15 protein-coding genes, 1 tRNA gene and 1 pseudogene are annotated in these 14,573 nt (G+C 60.6%); 4 read left to right on the plus strand and 13 right to left on the minus strand.

What is annotated here, in order from left to right; translation table 11 throughout:
* The first annotated feature begins 123 nt into the window (after positions 1 to 123).
* Positions 124 to 1,326, plus strand: a complete 1,203-nt coding sequence (locus EOE18_RS13095; RefSeq protein ID WP_127710234.1) for an LL-diaminopimelate aminotransferase — start codon at positions 124 to 126, stop codon at positions 1,324 to 1,326.
* Between the two features lie 402 nt (positions 1,327 to 1,728).
* Here the strand turns inward: EOE18_RS13095 and EOE18_RS13100 are convergent, their stop codons facing one another.
* Genes EOE18_RS13100 through EOE18_RS13125 form a run of 6 tightly spaced genes read right to left on the minus strand, consistent with a single transcriptional unit; the run spans position 1,729 to position 7,627 of the window.
* Entirely contained in the window at positions 1,729 to 1,941 is a 213-nt protein-coding gene (locus tag EOE18_RS13100; RefSeq protein ID WP_246027441.1) for a formate dehydrogenase subunit delta, read from the minus strand.
* Positions 1,938 to 4,772 (minus strand): formate dehydrogenase subunit alpha, encoded by a 2,835-nt coding sequence (gene fdhF, locus EOE18_RS13105; RefSeq protein ID WP_127710236.1) that lies wholly within the window; start codon positions 4,770 to 4,772, stop codon positions 1,938 to 1,940. The genes EOE18_RS13100 and fdhF overlap by 4 nt, the downstream gene beginning before the upstream one ends.
* Positions 4,769 to 5,302 carry a molybdenum cofactor guanylyltransferase gene (gene mobA, locus EOE18_RS13110; RefSeq protein WP_127710238.1) on the minus strand — a complete coding sequence of 178 codons (534 nt, stop codon included), beginning with the start codon at positions 5,300 to 5,302 and terminating at the stop codon, positions 4,769 to 4,771. The genes fdhF and mobA overlap by 4 nt, the downstream gene beginning before the upstream one ends.
* Entirely contained in the window at positions 5,299 to 6,819 is a 1,521-nt protein-coding gene (locus EOE18_RS13115) for an NADH-ubiquinone oxidoreductase-F iron-sulfur binding region domain-containing protein (protein ID WP_127710240.1), read from the minus strand. The genes mobA and EOE18_RS13115 overlap by 4 nt, the downstream gene beginning before the upstream one ends.
* Positions 6,816 to 7,247, minus strand: coding sequence for an NAD(P)H-dependent oxidoreductase subunit E (locus EOE18_RS13120; protein WP_127710242.1), 432 nt, complete (start codon positions 7,245 to 7,247; stop codon positions 6,816 to 6,818). The genes EOE18_RS13115 and EOE18_RS13120 overlap by 4 nt, the downstream gene beginning before the upstream one ends.
* Positions 7,248 to 7,252: 5 nt before the next feature.
* Positions 7,253 to 7,627, minus strand: coding sequence for a VOC family protein (locus tag EOE18_RS13125; protein ID WP_127710244.1), 375 nt, complete (start codon positions 7,625 to 7,627; stop codon positions 7,253 to 7,255).
* A gap of 256 nt (positions 7,628 to 7,883) precedes the next feature.
* Here EOE18_RS13125 and EOE18_RS13130 point away from each other — a divergent pair.
* The 3 genes and pseudogenes from EOE18_RS13130 to EOE18_RS13140 all read left to right on the plus strand — a co-directional run bounded on the left by EOE18_RS13130 (position 7,884) and on the right by EOE18_RS13140 (position 10,232).
* Positions 7,884 to 7,957, plus strand: a tRNA-Cys gene (locus tag EOE18_RS13130).
* A gap of 187 nt (positions 7,958 to 8,144) precedes the next feature.
* On the plus strand, positions 8,145 to 8,621 hold the full coding sequence (locus tag EOE18_RS13135; protein WP_127710246.1) for a hypothetical protein: 477 nt from the start codon (positions 8,145 to 8,147) through the stop codon (positions 8,619 to 8,621).
* Positions 8,622 to 9,466: 845 nt separating this feature from the next.
* Positions 9,467 to 10,232 (plus strand): annotated as a pseudogene (locus EOE18_RS13140) (IS5 family transposase).
* Between the two features lie 22 nt (positions 10,233 to 10,254).
* Here EOE18_RS13140 and EOE18_RS13145 read toward each other — a convergent pair.
* The 7 genes from EOE18_RS13145 to EOE18_RS13175 form a co-directional block, all read right to left on the minus strand.
* Positions 10,255 to 11,046 (minus strand): hypothetical protein, encoded by a 792-nt coding sequence (locus tag EOE18_RS13145; protein ID WP_127710248.1) that lies wholly within the window; start codon positions 11,044 to 11,046, stop codon positions 10,255 to 10,257.
* Positions 11,043 to 12,434, minus strand: a complete 1,392-nt coding sequence (locus EOE18_RS13150) for a replicative DNA helicase (protein ID WP_164852751.1) — start codon at positions 12,432 to 12,434, stop codon at positions 11,043 to 11,045. The genes EOE18_RS13145 and EOE18_RS13150 overlap by 4 nt, the downstream gene beginning before the upstream one ends.
* Complete coding sequence (locus EOE18_RS13155; protein WP_127710252.1) at positions 12,427 to 12,786, minus strand: hypothetical protein; 360 nt, start codon at positions 12,784 to 12,786, stop codon at positions 12,427 to 12,429. The genes EOE18_RS13150 and EOE18_RS13155 overlap by 8 nt, the downstream gene beginning before the upstream one ends.
* Positions 12,779 to 13,063 carry a hypothetical protein gene (locus EOE18_RS13160; RefSeq protein WP_127710254.1) on the minus strand — a complete coding sequence of 95 codons (285 nt, stop codon included), beginning with the start codon at positions 13,061 to 13,063 and terminating at the stop codon, positions 12,779 to 12,781. Before EOE18_RS13160 ends, EOE18_RS13155 begins: the two co-directional genes overlap by 8 nt.
* Complete coding sequence (locus EOE18_RS13165) at positions 13,056 to 13,238, minus strand: hypothetical protein (RefSeq protein WP_127710256.1); 183 nt, start codon at positions 13,236 to 13,238, stop codon at positions 13,056 to 13,058. The genes EOE18_RS13160 and EOE18_RS13165 overlap by 8 nt, the downstream gene beginning before the upstream one ends.
* A gap of 3 nt (positions 13,239 to 13,241) precedes the next feature.
* On the minus strand, positions 13,242 to 13,433 hold the full coding sequence (locus tag EOE18_RS13170) for a helix-turn-helix domain-containing protein (protein WP_246027442.1): 192 nt from the start codon (positions 13,431 to 13,433) through the stop codon (positions 13,242 to 13,244).
* A gap of 108 nt (positions 13,434 to 13,541) precedes the next feature.
* Positions 13,542 to 14,555 carry a hypothetical protein gene (locus EOE18_RS13175; RefSeq protein WP_127710258.1) on the minus strand — a complete coding sequence of 338 codons (1,014 nt, stop codon included), beginning with the start codon at positions 14,553 to 14,555 and terminating at the stop codon, positions 13,542 to 13,544.
* Between the last annotated feature and the right edge of the window lie 18 nt (positions 14,556 to 14,573).

The raw sequence follows: 14,573 nt of genomic DNA on the forward strand, positions 1-14,573 counted from the left end.
GGGAAAAAGGCGCATGGGGCAAAGCCTTGCCCATATTGGGGCGGTTTGGCCGGATTCGGCCCCGTTTCCATGGGCAATTCACCCGTTTTTTCACCTTCAGGGAGCCTGTTGAGGTCTGATACGATGTCCGAAGAATTTTACCGCATGAAGCGCCTGCCGCCCTATGTCATCGCTGAAGTCAATGCGATGCGAGCCGCGGCGCGAGCGGCCGGACGCGATATTATCGACCTTGGCATGGGCAATCCCGATCTGCCGCCGCCCGCCCATGTGATCGAAAAGCTGTGCGAAGTGGCGATGAAGCCCGACGCGCATGGCTATTCCGCATCCAAGGGCATCCCCGGCATCCGCAAGGCACAGGCCAATTATTATGGCCGCCGCTTTAACGTGGAACTGGACCCCGAGACCGAAGTGGTGATGACCATGGGGTCCAAGGAAGGTCTGGCCAGTCTGGCGACCGCGATCACCGCGCCTGGCGATGTGGTGCTGGCGCCCAACCCTTCCTATCCGATCCACACTTTCGGCTTTATCATTGCCGGCGCCACCATCCGCTCGGTGCCCACCACGCCGGATGAGCGTTATTGGGAGTCGCTGGACCGTGCGATGAAATATTCGGTGCCGCGTCCCTCGGTGCTGATCGTCAATTATCCGTCGAACCCCACCGCCGAAACGGTCGATCTGGCCTTTTACGAGCGACTGGTGGCTTGGGCGAAGGAGAACAAGGTGTGGATCCTGTCCGACCTTGCCTATTCCGAGCTGTATTTCGACGGCAACCCGACGCGCTCCATTCTGGAAGTGCCCGGTGCCAAGGATGTGGCGGTGGAATTCACCTCCATGTCCAAGACTTTCAGCATGGCTGGCTGGCGCGTGGGCTTCGCGGTGGGTAACCGTCAACTGATCGCGGCGCTGACCCGCGTGAAGTCCTATCTGGACTATGGCGCTTTCACCCCGATTCAGGCTGCAGCCTGTGCGGCGCTCAACGGCCCGCAGGACATTGTGGAGATGAACCGCAACCTTTATCAAAAGCGCCGTGATGTGATGGTCGAGGCCTTTGGCCGCGCCGGTTGGGAAATCCCCAGCCCCAAGGCGTCGATGTTCGCATGGGCGCCTTTGCCGCCCGCGCTGGCGCATATGGGCAGTCTGGAATTTTCCAAGCAATTGCTGACCCAGGCCGAAGTGGCTGTCGCGCCGGGCGTTGGCTATGGCGAGGATGGCGAAGGTTTCGTCCGCATCGCCATGGTCGAGAACGAACAGCGCCTGCGTCAGGCTGCGCGCAACATCAAGCGTTACCTGACCAGCATGGGGGTGAACACGCCCGCCGCCAAATGATGGCATAGCCGTGGTGAATTTGGTCAAGCCGTCCGGTTCCTGATGAGGGAGTCGGGCGGCTTTTCCTTTGGGTAGCGTGTTTTTGCGGGGGCGGGCGCGGAGCCATTGTCCGCTGAGTGGTTAAAGATGGCCGGGTGACCGGCGATGTCATTTGTCCAATTTGGTTAAATTGATCGTGCTATTCCGAAATATTGCCAATATGGCTTTTGTGGCAAGAAATTATAGCCCATTAGGATTGTGTTGAGAAATAGCTCTTGCCGCTTTCCGAGTCTGCGCATAAACGGGACAGGCCTTTCAGGCATCCTCTCCCAAACTTCCAAGGCCCGGCACTTGCCGGGCTTTTTTTGCCCATTTGGCGCGGCAGGCGAAATGGCGGGATATGGGAAGGCCATATTGGCTAATTTAAGAAGTTTTGCGATCCAAAACCTGTGCCGCCGCCTCCTTCGCAATCGGCGATAGGTCTTGCATGTCGATCTCGCGCAAGGCGGCCTTCATGCGCGGGTCCCAATAGAGGCGGATGTGCTGGGCGGTTTGTTCAACCGCCGCCGCCTCACCCTGTGCGGCAAGGTTGGCGGCGATCTGGTTGGCCATACGGATCAGGTTGTCGTGGTTCATTCTGCCGCCTCGATCCGGCGCGCGTGTTGCGCCTGCGCCTCATAGTCGCGCTGCCAGTCGCTGGGGCCATTGCTGGCGCTGACCTGCACGGCGGTGACTTTATATTCGGGGCAATTGGTGGCCCAATCGCTGTTGTCGGTGGTTACCACATTGGCCTGCGTAGTGGGGTGGTGGAAGGTGGTATAGACCACGCCCGGCGCCACGCGATCAGTCACCAGAGCCCGCAGCGAGGTTTCCCCCGCGCGACTGGCCAGACGCACCCAATCCCCGCTGCTCAGCCCGCGATTTTCCGCGTCCACCGGATGGATCTCCAGCACGTCTTCCTCATGCCACACCACATTGGCGGTGCGGCGGGTTTGCGCGCCGACATTATATTGGCTCAGGATGCGCCCCGTGGTTAGCAGCAAAGGATAGCGGGGGCCGGTGCGTTCGTCGGTGGGGATGTAATCCGTCACCATGAATTTGCCTTTTCCGCGCACAAAGCCATCGACATGCATGATCGGGCTGCCCTCGGGCGCGGCCTCGTTCACCGGCCATTGCAGGCCCCCTTCGGCCTCCAGCCTGGCATGGGACACGCCCGCAAAGCTGGGCGTCAGGCGCGCGATCTCGTCCATGATCTGGGATGAATCGCCATAGTCCCAGCCCAGACCGATGGCCTTGGCCAGCAATTGCGTGACCTGCCAATCCTCGTATCCGTTGGCTGGATCCATCACCCGCCGCACCATCTGGATGCGCCGCTCTGCATTGGTGAAAGTGCCGGTTTTCTCAAGGAAAGTGCTGCCCGGCAGGAAGACATGGGCGTAATTGGCGGTCTCGTTCAAAAACAGATCATGCACGATCACGCAGTCCATCGCGGCCAGACCAGCGGCCACATGATGGGTGTTGGGGTCGGACTGCAGAATATCCTCGCCCTGAATATAGATCGCGCGGAAAGAGCCATCCACCGCCGCATCCAGCATATTGGGAATGCGCAGGCCCGGCTCGCTGTCCAGCGCCACGCCCCATTCCGCCTCGAACAGCGCTCGCGTGGCTGCATCGGAAATATGGCGATAGCCCGACAGCTCATGCGGGAAGCTGCCCATATCGCAGGCGCCCTGCACATTGTTCTGCCCGCGCAAGGGGTTCACCCCCACGCCGCGCCGCCCGATATTGCCGGTGGCCATCGCCAGATTGGCAATTGCCATCACGGTGGAGGAGCCTTGCGCATGTTCTGTCACGCCAAGGCCGTAGTAAATGGCCCCGTTCCCGCCAGTCGCAAACAACCGCGCTGCCGCGCGCAGATCGCCCGCCGGAACCCGCGTCACCGGCTCCAAAGCCTCGGGGCTGTGCCGCGCATCGGAGACAAAGCGCGCCCAATCCTGATACTCATCCCAATCGCAACGCTCGGCGATGAACGCCTCGTCGGCCAGCCCCTCACTCACCACCACATGGGCCAGCGCGGTCAAAACCGCCACATTGGTGCCCGGTTGCAGGGCAAGGTGATGGGCCGCCTCGACATGCGGGCTGCGCACCAGATCGATCCGGCGCGGGTCAATCACGATCAGCTTGGCGCCCTGCCTCAGCCGCTTCTTCATGCGACTAGCAAACACCGGATGCCCATCGGTGGGGTTGGCCCCGATCAGCAGGATGACGTCGCTGTCCTCTACACTGTCAAAATCCTGCGTGCCCGCGCTGGTGCCAAAGGTTTTGGACAGGCCATAGCCGGTGGGCGAATGGCAGACCCGCGCGCAAGTATCGACATTGTTCGAGCCAAAGCCGCCGCGCACCAGTTTCTGCACCAGAAAGGCTTCCTCATTGGTGCAGCGGCTCGAGGTAATCCCGCCCAAGGCCCGCGCGCCATATTCGGCTTTGATCTTCTGCAGGCGCGCGGCGGCAAAGCTGATCGCTTCCTCCCAAGATACTTCGCGCCAAGGGTCGGTGATCTTCTCGCGGATCATCGGCTTGGTGATGCGGTCGGCATGGTTGGCATAGCCCCATGCAAAGCGGCCCTTGACGCAGCTATGCCCGCGATTGGCCTTGCCATCCTTCCACGGCACCATGCGCACCAATTGGTTGCCGCGCATCTCGGCGCGGAAGGTGCAGCCCACGCCGCAATAGGCGCAAGTGGTGATCACCGCGCGCTCGGGCTTGCCGATTTCCTTCACCGATTTTTCGGTCAAGGCCGCCGTCGGGCAGGCCTGCACACAGGCCCCGCAGGACACGCATTCGCTGGAGAGGAAATCATCCCCCGCCGCGCCTGCCGAGACTTTGGAAGCAAACCCGCGCCCCTCGATCGTCAGCGCGAAAGTGCCCTGCACCTCTTCACAAGCCCGCACGCAGCGCGAGCAGGTGATGCATTTGTCGAGCGCAAAGCTGAAATAGGGGTTCGAAACATCGGGCACCTGCCCCAGATGGTTGGCGCCATCATAGCCATAGCGCACATCGCGCAGGCCCACTTGCGCGGCGGTGTCCTGCAATTCGCAATCATTATTGGCCGCGCAGGTCAGGCAATCGAGCGGGTGGTCGGAGATATACAGCTCCATCACCCCGCGCCGGATTTTCTCCAGCCTTGGCGTCTGGGTTTTGACCACCATGCCCGCCGCCACCGGCGTGGTGCAGGATGCGGGAAGCCCCCGCGCGCCATCGATCTCCACCAGACACATCCGGCACGAGCCAAAGGCCTCCACGCTGTCGGTGGCGCAGAGCTTGGGGATGGCGCCGCCGATTTCCGCAGCGGCGCGCATCACGCTGGTGCCCGCGGGCACGGTAACGGCGCGGCCATCAATGGTCAGCGTGACATCGGGGCCAGTCTTGGCGGGCGTGCCGAAATCGGGCTGGGGCTGATAGGTCACAGCGGCAATCTCCCATGATGTTCCAAGGCGGCCAGATCTTGCGGCGTGTTGATATTGGCGGGGGGCTGGGCCAGTTCCACCGCCCGCGCCCCGCAAGCCTGCGCCAGAGCGCGCAAAGAATGGCGGCCATCCCCGCGCAGCAGCACCTCGATTGTGCGGCAGATTTCCACCGGCCACAGGCCGATCACCGGTTGGCTGGCGACATAGGACGGGCCGGGGTAAAGTTGACCCAGCAGCCCTTCGCCCACCAAGCCATCCACCGGCAGGCTGAGCACTTGCGTAAAGCCGCGTTCGCGGGCGAAATGCAAAGCTGCGGCCAGCCCGCCCAGCGGCCCCATACCGGGCGCGGGCCAGTCGGGCAGGCAGGGCACCGAAGCTTCCTCTCGCCCGACCACCACCACCGCGCGGCATTGGCGGGCCAAAGTGGCAATCGCGCGCTCGATCAGGGGCACGCCATCGAGCAGCGCCAGCGCCTTGTCCGAGCCAAAGCGCGAGGAGCGCCCGCCTGCCAGCACCGCGCCGAGGATCATGAGAAGTCCTCCGGCCAATGCTTCAGCGCAGACAGCACCGGATAGGGCGCAAAGCCGCCAAGCGCACAGAGCGAGCCGAATTTCATCGTCTCGCACAGGTCTTCCAGCAGCGCGATGTCCTCCTCGCGCTGGCGGGGGCTTTTGCGGGCATTATGCATCTGGGGCAGGGCGCTGACCTTATCCACGCCGCTGCGCCCTTCGCGTAAGGCATCGATCAGCTCCACCCCGCGCGTGCTGCCAAGGCGGCAGGGCGTGCATTTGCCGCAGCTTTCCGCCGCGCAAAATTCCATCGCAAAACGGGCCAATGCGCCCATGTCGGCCGTGTCATCCCATACCACCACCCCGCCATGGCCGATCAGCGCATCGGCGCGGGCATAGGCTTCATAGTCAAAGGGAATGTCGAATTGTTCGGGCGTTAAATAGGCGCCCAAAGGCCCGCCCACCTGCACCGCCTTCACCGGCCTGCCGCTCGCTGTGCCGCCGCCAATCGTATAGACCAGATCATGCAGCGAAATGCCAAAAGCGGTTTCGTAAAGCCCGCCATGCTTGATATTGCCCGCCAGCTGGATCGGCTTGGTGCCAAGGCTGCGGTCCACGCCAAGGGCGGCATATTCCGCCGCCCCGCCTTCGGACAGGATGTGCGGGATCGCGGCGATGGTCAGCACATTGTTGACCACCGTGGGGCAGCCGAACAGGCCCTCCAGCGCGGGCAAAGGCGGCTTGGCGCGCACCACGCCGCGCTTGCCCTCGATGGAATTGAGCAGCGCGGTTTCCTCGCCGCAGACATAGGCGCCCGCGCCCTCGCGGACCTCCATATGCAAAGGTGCGATGATGTCGGCGGCCAGTTCGATCGCCGCGCGCAGCTTGGCAATGGCATGGGGATATTCGCTGCGGGTGTAGATATAGGCGGTCTGCGCCCCCACCGCATGGGCGGCAATCGCCAGACCTTCGATGAGCTGGAAGGGATCGCCCTCCATCAACATCCGGTCGGCAAAGGTGCCACTATCGCCTTCATCGGCGTTGCAGACGACATATTTGCGCGTTGCCTGCGCGTTGGCCACGGTGCGCCATTTGATGCCCGCCGGAAAGCCCGCGCCCCCGCGCCCGCGCAGGCCCGATTGCGTGACCTCCTCGATCACCTGATCGCCGCTCATGCCTTGCGCACGGCGCAGGCCAGCCCAGCCGCCGCTGGCCTCGTAATCGGGCAGGCTCAAGGGGCGGGTCTTGCCAGCGCGGGCAAAGGTCAGGCGTTGCTGGGGCTTGATAAAGGGATGTTCTGCGACGGGGCCAATGTTGAGCGCGCTGCTGCCATCCAGAATGGCCGCCACATCGCCGAGCGTGGCGGGGCCATAGCCGATCCCGTCCACCTCGACCAAGGGTTCGAGCCAATGCATGCCCCAGCTGCTGGTCCGTTCCACCACGCAACCGGCTTCGGCAAAGGCCTTGGCCAAGGCATCGGCCCCCAAGGCAAGGGCGAGGCTATCGTCGGAAATCCGGATGTTGCGAGGGGAGGTCATAGAGAGGCCACCATTTGTGCCAGCTTGTCGGCATCCAGGCGGGCTTGTAGCTGTTCACCTACAAGCCCGTTCACCACCCGTGCCGCCGGACCCACGCTGCATAGTCCAAGGCAATAAACGGTCTGGATGCGGATGGTGTTCCCGGCCAATTGTTCGGCCTGCGCCACCAGAGCTTCTACGCCCCGCGCCTGACAGGCCTCTGCGCGGCACAGCTGGATACAGGGGCGCGGGTCGGGCTGTTCGGTGAAATCGTGGTAAAAGCTGACCACCCCATGCACCTCGGCCCGGCTCAGGTTGAGCGCCTGCGCAATCGCCTCCTGCGCCTGCGCCGAAACACAGCCAAACGCCGCCTGCACGTCATGCAAAATCGGCAGCAATGGCCCTTCAACGCCCATATGACGCGACAGGATAGCGGAGAGGTCAGGCATGGGGGTTAGCCCGCGTTGGGCGCATAGGCGCAGATCTTGTTACCATCGGTATCGCGCACATAGGCGCCATATTGCGCACCGGGCGAATTGGGGCGCACGCCGGGCGTGCCTTCACACGTGCCGCCATGGGCCAGCGCGGCGGCGTGGAACGCGTTCACTTCGTCATAGGACTTGGCCTTGAAACCGAGGGTGAAGCCGTTGGAGGGCGTGGTGGCTTCGCCATTGGCGGGGCGGGCGACAATCAGAGCGCCTTCATCGGAACGGAACAGGGTGCCATGGGGCAGCGCCAGCGCCTCATAACCCAGCGTGCCCAGTACGGCACCGTAAAAGGCCCGCGAGGCGTCAATATCATTGGTGCCCAGATAGCAATGGGTGAACATCGTCTCTCTCCTGTCTGGCCGATGCTGAATCGGAACGCGTCATGCTCGGCCATTTTGTTTGCATTGCTTACAAAATGGAGGCGGGCCGCGTCAACGCCCGATCGCCATGCATCGGCAAATTCCTCTTCGGTTTTGCGCCTATGGCCCCAACTTGGCAAGCTTCTCCGAGGCTTGCCCCAAGGTTGATGCTGTGTTGACGATTCAAGGCTTGCCAACCGCTTTGCTCTGGTCTAGTGGCAGCGCCTCACCGCAGGATGGCCCGATGGCGGAGTGGTGACGCAGCGGATTGCAAATCCGTGCACGCCGGTTCGATTCCGGCTCGGGCCTCCATTTATTTCGAAAATATCCTGCAAAAACAGCTTGTTGGAAGATGGGGCTACGTGCCTTCCCAACATTAAATCCCACATCGAAACGCGCTTGGCCGCGACGCTAAGCGAAGCTAGGCGTAAATATCAGGTAGCTTGCGCTTTGCGTTATGCAAGGCATAACTAGATGGCTCTAGCTAAGGGGGGCTACCATGATTTTTCTCGCATTGCTCGCAGCCGCACCGGCATCGGGACAAGGCCCGCAGCTTTGGCAATCATTTTTCAGCGTCAGCATGGACCGTATTGGGACCTACCCCTTGTGCGAAAGCCCCGACACACCGCCTGAAAAGATCTGTGCCAACAAACTCGATGGCATGATTACCTTCGATTTGCGGACACCCCCCAAATACCTAACGCGGAATATCTGGGTTGATCTTGGTGCCGATGGCAAACCAATGCACGCGAGTGCGAGAACAAGTGGGGTTGCTGGGCAAGAGGATGTCTTGAAAGCCTTGAAATTGAGGTATGGTCAGCCCAAGGTCATCAAGGTCGAACAAGTTCACAATGCCTTCAACGCATCGTTTCCCTCGATCCATGCTCGATGGGTTTTGCCGAATAAAGCGCGAGTCGATTTTGTAGGTGTGACGGATAATATCGAGGAGGGTGAGGTGAATTGGTGGGCGCCGTAATGCGCTCCCACTCCCCTCAAACTGGTATGCGGCAATCCATAGCGCTTTGCTCTGGGGAGACTGTTCAGAGAATGGTTGCCCACATCGAGTTAGACCAACGCCGGTAAAAGTTTGATAGCCTTATCATCGTTAGCGATCATGTCTTCCTGCTAAGGCAGTGCACCAGCGGCCAGCCGCAACGGTATTGCTCATGACTGTGACAAAAGATGACAGAACATGACAGCAATCTAGGTCGTGAACCCATAAACGGGAATGCCCGCAGCTGATTGGAAGGAAGTCGTTTCATCTCAAGCACGGACAGGCTAAATCCGTGCGATAGCGACGGAGGAAAATGAGGTACGCCCTATCAATCTGCCTTTTGGCCTCTGCACTAGGCAGCTCCAGCGCGTGCTGTGCTCCGCCTAGCGAGGCACATAACCCAAGACGGTTCACGCTCATCTGCAAGAGCCAAAAAGTGCCGCTGCCGCCGATCGCTATGTGGGTCACAGATGTGAACCTAGATTTGCTTACTTACTATGTGGACAGCCAGTTCGGTGGGCCAAATGAGATCGCTTCTGACGACGGCAATCGGATAATATTTCTGCGGTGGGGCCGTGGCGTTCATGGACTCCCAATGGCAACCCAAGAGGCCTTTGATCGACAAAACGGGCATTGGTATTTTTCGGTGCGAACGGACGGCGCCGCTACACCGTCAGATGCCGTCTGCACTATAACACCTCCCCGCGAGAAGTTTCGGGCTGACGTGAAATTTGCTGCGCCACGCTGAGTTCGTCCGCATGTCCGCATTTCGATCGAATGCCAACTGATCGCTTCCCTGCCGCGCCAAACTCTGATTCGGCGGTGGTATGAGCCGATATGATCTGACCGACTTCGAGTGGCGTGTGATCGAACCGCTTTTGCCTAACAAGCCGCGAGGCGTGCCGCGTGTCGACGACCGCCGCGTGCTGAATGGCATCTTCTGGGTTCTGCGATCTGGAGCTCCATGGCGGACCTGCCGGAGCGATATGGGCCGCGCACCACCTGCTACAATCGCTTCGTGCGTTGGCGGAAAGCGGACGTGTGGGACCGGATGATGGACGCGATCACCGCCGCCCACGACGGCGACATCCAGATGATCGACAGCACGTCCGTTCGCGTCCACCAGCAGGCCGCGACGGCAAAAAGGGGGATCGAGATTATTGTCTCGGTCGTTCTCGAGGCGGGCTCACCACCAAAATCCACGCGGTCGTCGATGGGCAAGGCCTACCGATCCGGCTGAGCCTGACCGCTGGGCAAAGCCATGATGGTCAAGCTGCCGATGAGTTGCTCGCCCATGTCGGCGCAGGAACAATCGTGCTGGCCGACAAGGCCTATGATGCCGATCGCATTCGAGCATCCCTCCGCGAGAAAGGCGCTTTCGCCAATATCCCGCCCAAAGCCAACCGGCGTTCGAAGCCCTATTTCAGCACGTGGCTCTATCGTGAGCGGAACCTGATTGAGCGCTTCTTTTCTAAGCTGAAGCACTTCCGCCGCGTGGCAACGCGCTATGACAAGTTGGCCGAAAACTTCCTCGCCATGGTCCAACTCGCATCAATGCGCCTGTGGCTCAGAGTTTATGAGTCTACGGCCTAGCCGTTGCGGCTTATGGTGATCCCTAGGGCGCGGCCAGTTCTCTTTCTGATACCTGACGTTGGCGCTTCTGCTTCAAGACGGCATCAACCATCGAACTTGGCGATCCAGCCACGCCTGCCGCTCGGCTGGCCAGCACCTCCTGATGTTTGCGGTTCAAGCAACTGCTAGCCAATTGGAACCAACTCCGGCGTTTGGCTTCGGACTGGTTGTGCAGCCACGTATCGAGGCTTGTCAGTTCAGCGCGAATGTCGGGGATCGCATGATAGGCCTTTGTCCAGCGTTCCAGATCGGGCGCCGTCAGACGGATGTAATTCCCCTTGAACGCATATTCCTTCTTCAAGGTCGCTGATGCTGCATCTCCGAGCGTGTTCGGCGCGCCAGAGGTATCTGTATCTGTATCTGTATCTGTATCTGCCGTTCCCTCGTGTTCCAGTGCGTTCTGATGCGTTCCCGCGCGTTCCGCTGCTTTACCCTGCCGCTCCTTCCATTCGGCTTTTCGTTTCGCTGCCGTTGCGTCCTCACGTTTCGGCTGGCGCTTATCCCAATTTGCTAGGCGATCTCCGTCAAGCACCTTCCCCTGCATTGCCTTCACGATTGCTTCTATATCCGCAGTGTCGAGGTCGAGTGCACCCGCTACGTCCTCAGGGTCAAATCCTGCGATTGTGCCGCGTGCGCTTTCATTGGAACTGGCGGCGACCATCAGAAACGTGAAGACGGCGATCACGTCTCCGATGCGTTGGCCGGACTTGCGGGCGATGGTGCGCCACTTCGGATCTGTGGGCATATCGTGCCACAAACGGACCCAACCGGTCATGCGGCACCTCGCACGGCCTGAAATGCGCCCTCAAAGCGACAGAAGGCCGAACCGGTCACTCCGGCGCGCTTCTTCGCCACAATAAGCTCCAAGAGGCCGGAAACGGCATCAAGGGCCTCTTCCCACGCCAGACGCTCAGACGTGCCTAGATCGGGTTCTGCCTGCCTGAGATAGTATTCCTGCCGCAGGAGGAAGGCGATAATGTCGGCGTCCTGCTCAATCTGGCCAGAGCCTCGCAGATCGGCCAATTGTGGGCGCTTGTCGGGACGCTTCTCCACCTCGCGAGAGAGCTGGGCCAGCGCCATGATGGCAACGCCATGACGCTTGGCGAGCGCCTTGAGCATACGGCTCACTTCGCTGATGGCCTCATATTCGCTGCGCCCTTTGGTGTCGGGCTGGAGCAACTGGAGATAATCGACAATCACCAGATCAAGGCGCTGATCGTTTGCGGCCATGCGGCGGGAAAAACGGCGAATACAGCGATCCAGCTGTCCGATGCGCATGTGTGCAGGGTCGGTGACATAAAGGGGTAAGCGGCTGGCCTCGTGGTCAATTTCCGCCAGTCGGCAGCGCTGGCGGTCGTTGAGGCGGCCAGAACGTACCACAGAGTAGGGCAATGCGTCGCGACCATCCGCGCCATACGACAGGTCGCTTGCCAGCCGTTCGGCAAGATCTTCAGCGGACATTTCCAGCGACACAAACAGCACGCCATTGCCCTGCTTCGCTGCGCCAGTGGCATAAGAAAGCGCAAAGGCGGTTTTGCCCATCGCGGGGCGGGCTGCAATCACAATTAGCTGGCCAGCGCGCAGGCTGCCCAGAGTAGCGTCCGCGTTGGGGATTGAGCCGCAGATTATACCGACACTCGAAGCCTTTGCATTCTGGCGCATTTCGAACAGCGCCTCTTGGGCTGTAAGTTCGCGGGCCTCGCGGCTGGCGTCGGGCAGGGTCAGCGCTGCGTCGGCATTGGCGACAATATCAGGCAGTGCCTGCTCCATATCTGCGCAAGCTTCGGCAGCGGTAGCAAGCGCGGCGTGCAGTTTGCGGCGGCGGGAGAGGTCGGCAATCTGCTGGACCAGCGTGGGTAAGGAATATAGGCCCTGCCCGTCGGAGGTGAGGCGCGCAAGGTAAGACAGCCCGCCCAGCGATTGCATGGCAGGATCGCCTTCGAAATAGGGGCGAAGGGTGATCGGGGACACGGTATGCCCGAATGCGCTCTCGCGGGTGATAGCTTCGAAAATGCGCCCGTGCAGCGGTTCGTAAAAGTCAGGTGCGGCGAGTCGATCCCCAACGGCCTCGATCTGGCGGTTATCAATCAGAAGGCCGCCCAGAAGTACGGCCTCGGCTTCCAAGTTGGCGAGTGAAGGGGTGGCGCTCAGGGGATTAACCATGGCTGGGCTCCTCATCGAGTGTGAAGCCAAGCTGCTGCCCAAGTTCTACGACGACACGCGCCGCAATGTCACCAAAGGGCGATGCGTCGTAGTCCTCTGCGTAATCCGGAGCGACCCAAACGATGGCTTGACGACCGGATGGGTTGGTGCGCGTCTTGCCGCTGTTAACGATGGCTTTGGCGGAGACCAGTTCGCTCAGGCGTGGTTGAATGCCCCAACGCTCATGGCCGGAAGTCGCGACCACTTCGAGCGCCGTCATACCGCGTTCACCCGCCTCATGGATCAAGCGATAGGCGATGGAGCGAAGGGTGGTGCCGTTCATATCCGGCGGGGGTGCTTTGCCGTTAGTCATGAGCATTCCCTCCATCACTACGAAGGAAGGTGCCAGCCGCAGCGCAGGCCTCGCGCTCGCGCTGGGCTTGCGCCACCAACATGCCGCCCAGACCAAGCAGCATTGCCGCGTCGCCAAACGCGATCTTGGCGCGATAATCCGCCATGAACTGTGCTAGCATCTGGGCGTGGGCCAGCCAGAACTCGCTTACCTCCCAATTGTCAGGGAGGCGGGTCTCTTCCAGCATCAGGGTGAGGAGTTCGGCGGCCTCCGGCGTCACCATCTGATTGTCAGGCATGCGTGCCTCCCTGAAATGCAAGGGCCGCCACAATCGCGGCGGCCTCAATGCAAGTGGCGTAACGGTTCGCAACCAGTTGCGCGCGATAAGCGCCGAGGATAAAGGGGGCGTTGGAAATGCTGCCCAGCCGTTCCACGCCCCTGCCGCCCAGCGCGGCGGGGGTTTTGCGTTTCATGGTTTAGCAGCCTTCCTTGACTAACTGGTGGAGGCTGTCGGCGTGGATCAAGCGACGGCGCCCGATTTTGCTGGTGGAAAGGCGGCCAGAAGCGATCAACTCGAAAAGCTTGGTCTGGCCAATGCTGGAAATGCGCGCAGCGGTGGCGATGTCATACGCCAAGGGTGCGGCGTCGTTTTGGGTGGCAGTTTCCAATTGAGGTCTCCAAACCATCGGGAAACCGCAGGCTGCGAAGCTCGGCGGGCGATGGCGGAGATTTATTTGTGGTATAAAGAAAGGCGCATCAAAAGGCGCATATGCGCCTTAACATGCGCCTTTCCTTCCGCTCCGATACCGCCCCTTGATCAGTTCTCTAACAAGCGTGGTGGGAGTGTTCTCAAATCCATTCTCGAACCGCATGCGTGATGCGATGTCGCGCCCCTTCATCCCTCTTTTATGCATCTCATCTGCTTTTTTTAGGATTGCGTCATTCGCAGGAGGTCTGGCCAGCTTAACCGAAGGTGCACGCGTCTCCGCTATAGGTATTTGATCATCGCCATTGGTGGTTAGCAGCTTTACGGCATCGGCAGAAAAGAAGATGCCTTCGTCGGCTAAGGTCAAAGCGGCATGTATTTCAAAGCCGAAGTTGAAAAATCTCGCAAAAAGAAGGTCTTCTGGGCGGATAGTGCGGCTTGCCGTGCCATCCAAAGCTTCCCCTTTTAAGCCGGCCTGTATGGCGATTATCAGGCGTTCCCAAGTGGTCGGCAGGCAAGAGCAAGCGCCGTCCGCCCCTATCGGCCTGAGTGGCTTTTCTGCGCGGCATTGGCAGTGTCGCACAGCTATGTGGTGGCGCAGATAGCGCAGGCCAGCCGCGCGTCCAGCCGCTCGGGCATCGCTGGGTTGTTGTGCGAAGGCGCGCACTGATAGGACAAATTCAGGGTCGCGCGATGCAATCCACGCAACCGCTTCAAGGTCAGACCAGCTGAGATTTTGTCTGCCTTTGGTCTGCGACTTGCTAAATGCGAGACGTTCCACTTCAAGGCAACTGTCTGCGATTGCGATTAAATCTGCCTGCGGCGCTAAGACGTGAGTATTGAGCCAAATCGCCCATCCGGTTGGAGCGCACAGCCCCCCGCTGTCTGCGGCCTTATAGTCGTTCCACCACAGTGCGGTGGGGCTGACAGCGGCATCCAGAATATCAATCCCTGTCGGATCGGGGGCGCATTCCGCTTGTGCAGCAATGGAGCCAGCTTCGAGTGCATCAAAAAGCGGAGCTGGTCCAGTGCGGGTAAATTTCAAGAGGCCTAATACTTGGCCGATTGCTTCAGTGGGGTCCACGACCGCCCTCCGTGGCGG

Origin of the sequence: Novosphingobium umbonatum (assembly GCF_004005905.1) — a bacterium.
Taxonomy (GTDB): domain Bacteria; phylum Pseudomonadota; class Alphaproteobacteria; order Sphingomonadales; family Sphingomonadaceae; genus Novosphingobium; species Novosphingobium umbonatum.

What these genes read in the sequence shown, in the direction of transcription:
- EOE18_RS13115 (WP_127710240.1), bottom strand. Translation starts at nt 6,819, where the DNA reads ATGACCTCCCCTCGCAACATCCGGATTTCCGACGATAGCCTCGCCCTT.
- EOE18_RS13150 (WP_164852751.1), bottom strand. Translation starts at nt 12,434, where the DNA reads ATGGTTAATCCCCTGAGCGCCACCCCTTCACTCGCCAACTTGGAAGCC.
- EOE18_RS13125 (WP_127710244.1), bottom strand. Translation starts at nt 7,627, where the DNA reads ATGTTCACCCATTGCTATCTGGGCACCAATGATATTGACGCCTCGCGG.
- EOE18_RS13165 (WP_127710256.1), bottom strand. Translation starts at nt 13,238, where the DNA reads ATGAAACGCAAAACCCCCGCCGCGCTGGGCGGCAGGGGCGTGGAACGG.
- EOE18_RS13120 (WP_127710242.1), bottom strand. Translation starts at nt 7,247, where the DNA reads ATGCCTGACCTCTCCGCTATCCTGTCGCGTCATATGGGCGTTGAAGGG.
- EOE18_RS13135 (WP_127710246.1), top strand. Translation starts at nt 8,145, where the DNA reads ATGATTTTTCTCGCATTGCTCGCAGCCGCACCGGCATCGGGACAAGGC.
- mobA (WP_127710238.1), bottom strand. Translation starts at nt 5,302, where the DNA reads ATGATCCTCGGCGCGGTGCTGGCAGGCGGGCGCTCCTCGCGCTTTGGC.
- EOE18_RS13095 (WP_127710234.1), top strand. Translation starts at nt 124, where the DNA reads ATGTCCGAAGAATTTTACCGCATGAAGCGCCTGCCGCCCTATGTCATC.
- EOE18_RS13155 (WP_127710252.1), bottom strand. Translation starts at nt 12,786, where the DNA reads ATGACTAACGGCAAAGCACCCCCGCCGGATATGAACGGCACCACCCTT.
- EOE18_RS13100 (WP_246027441.1), bottom strand. Translation starts at nt 1,941, where the DNA reads ATGAACCACGACAACCTGATCCGTATGGCCAACCAGATCGCCGCCAAC.
- EOE18_RS13145 (WP_127710248.1), bottom strand. Translation starts at nt 11,046, where the DNA reads ATGACCGGTTGGGTCCGTTTGTGGCACGATATGCCCACAGATCCGAAG.
- EOE18_RS13160 (WP_127710254.1), bottom strand. Translation starts at nt 13,063, where the DNA reads ATGCCTGACAATCAGATGGTGACGCCGGAGGCCGCCGAACTCCTCACC.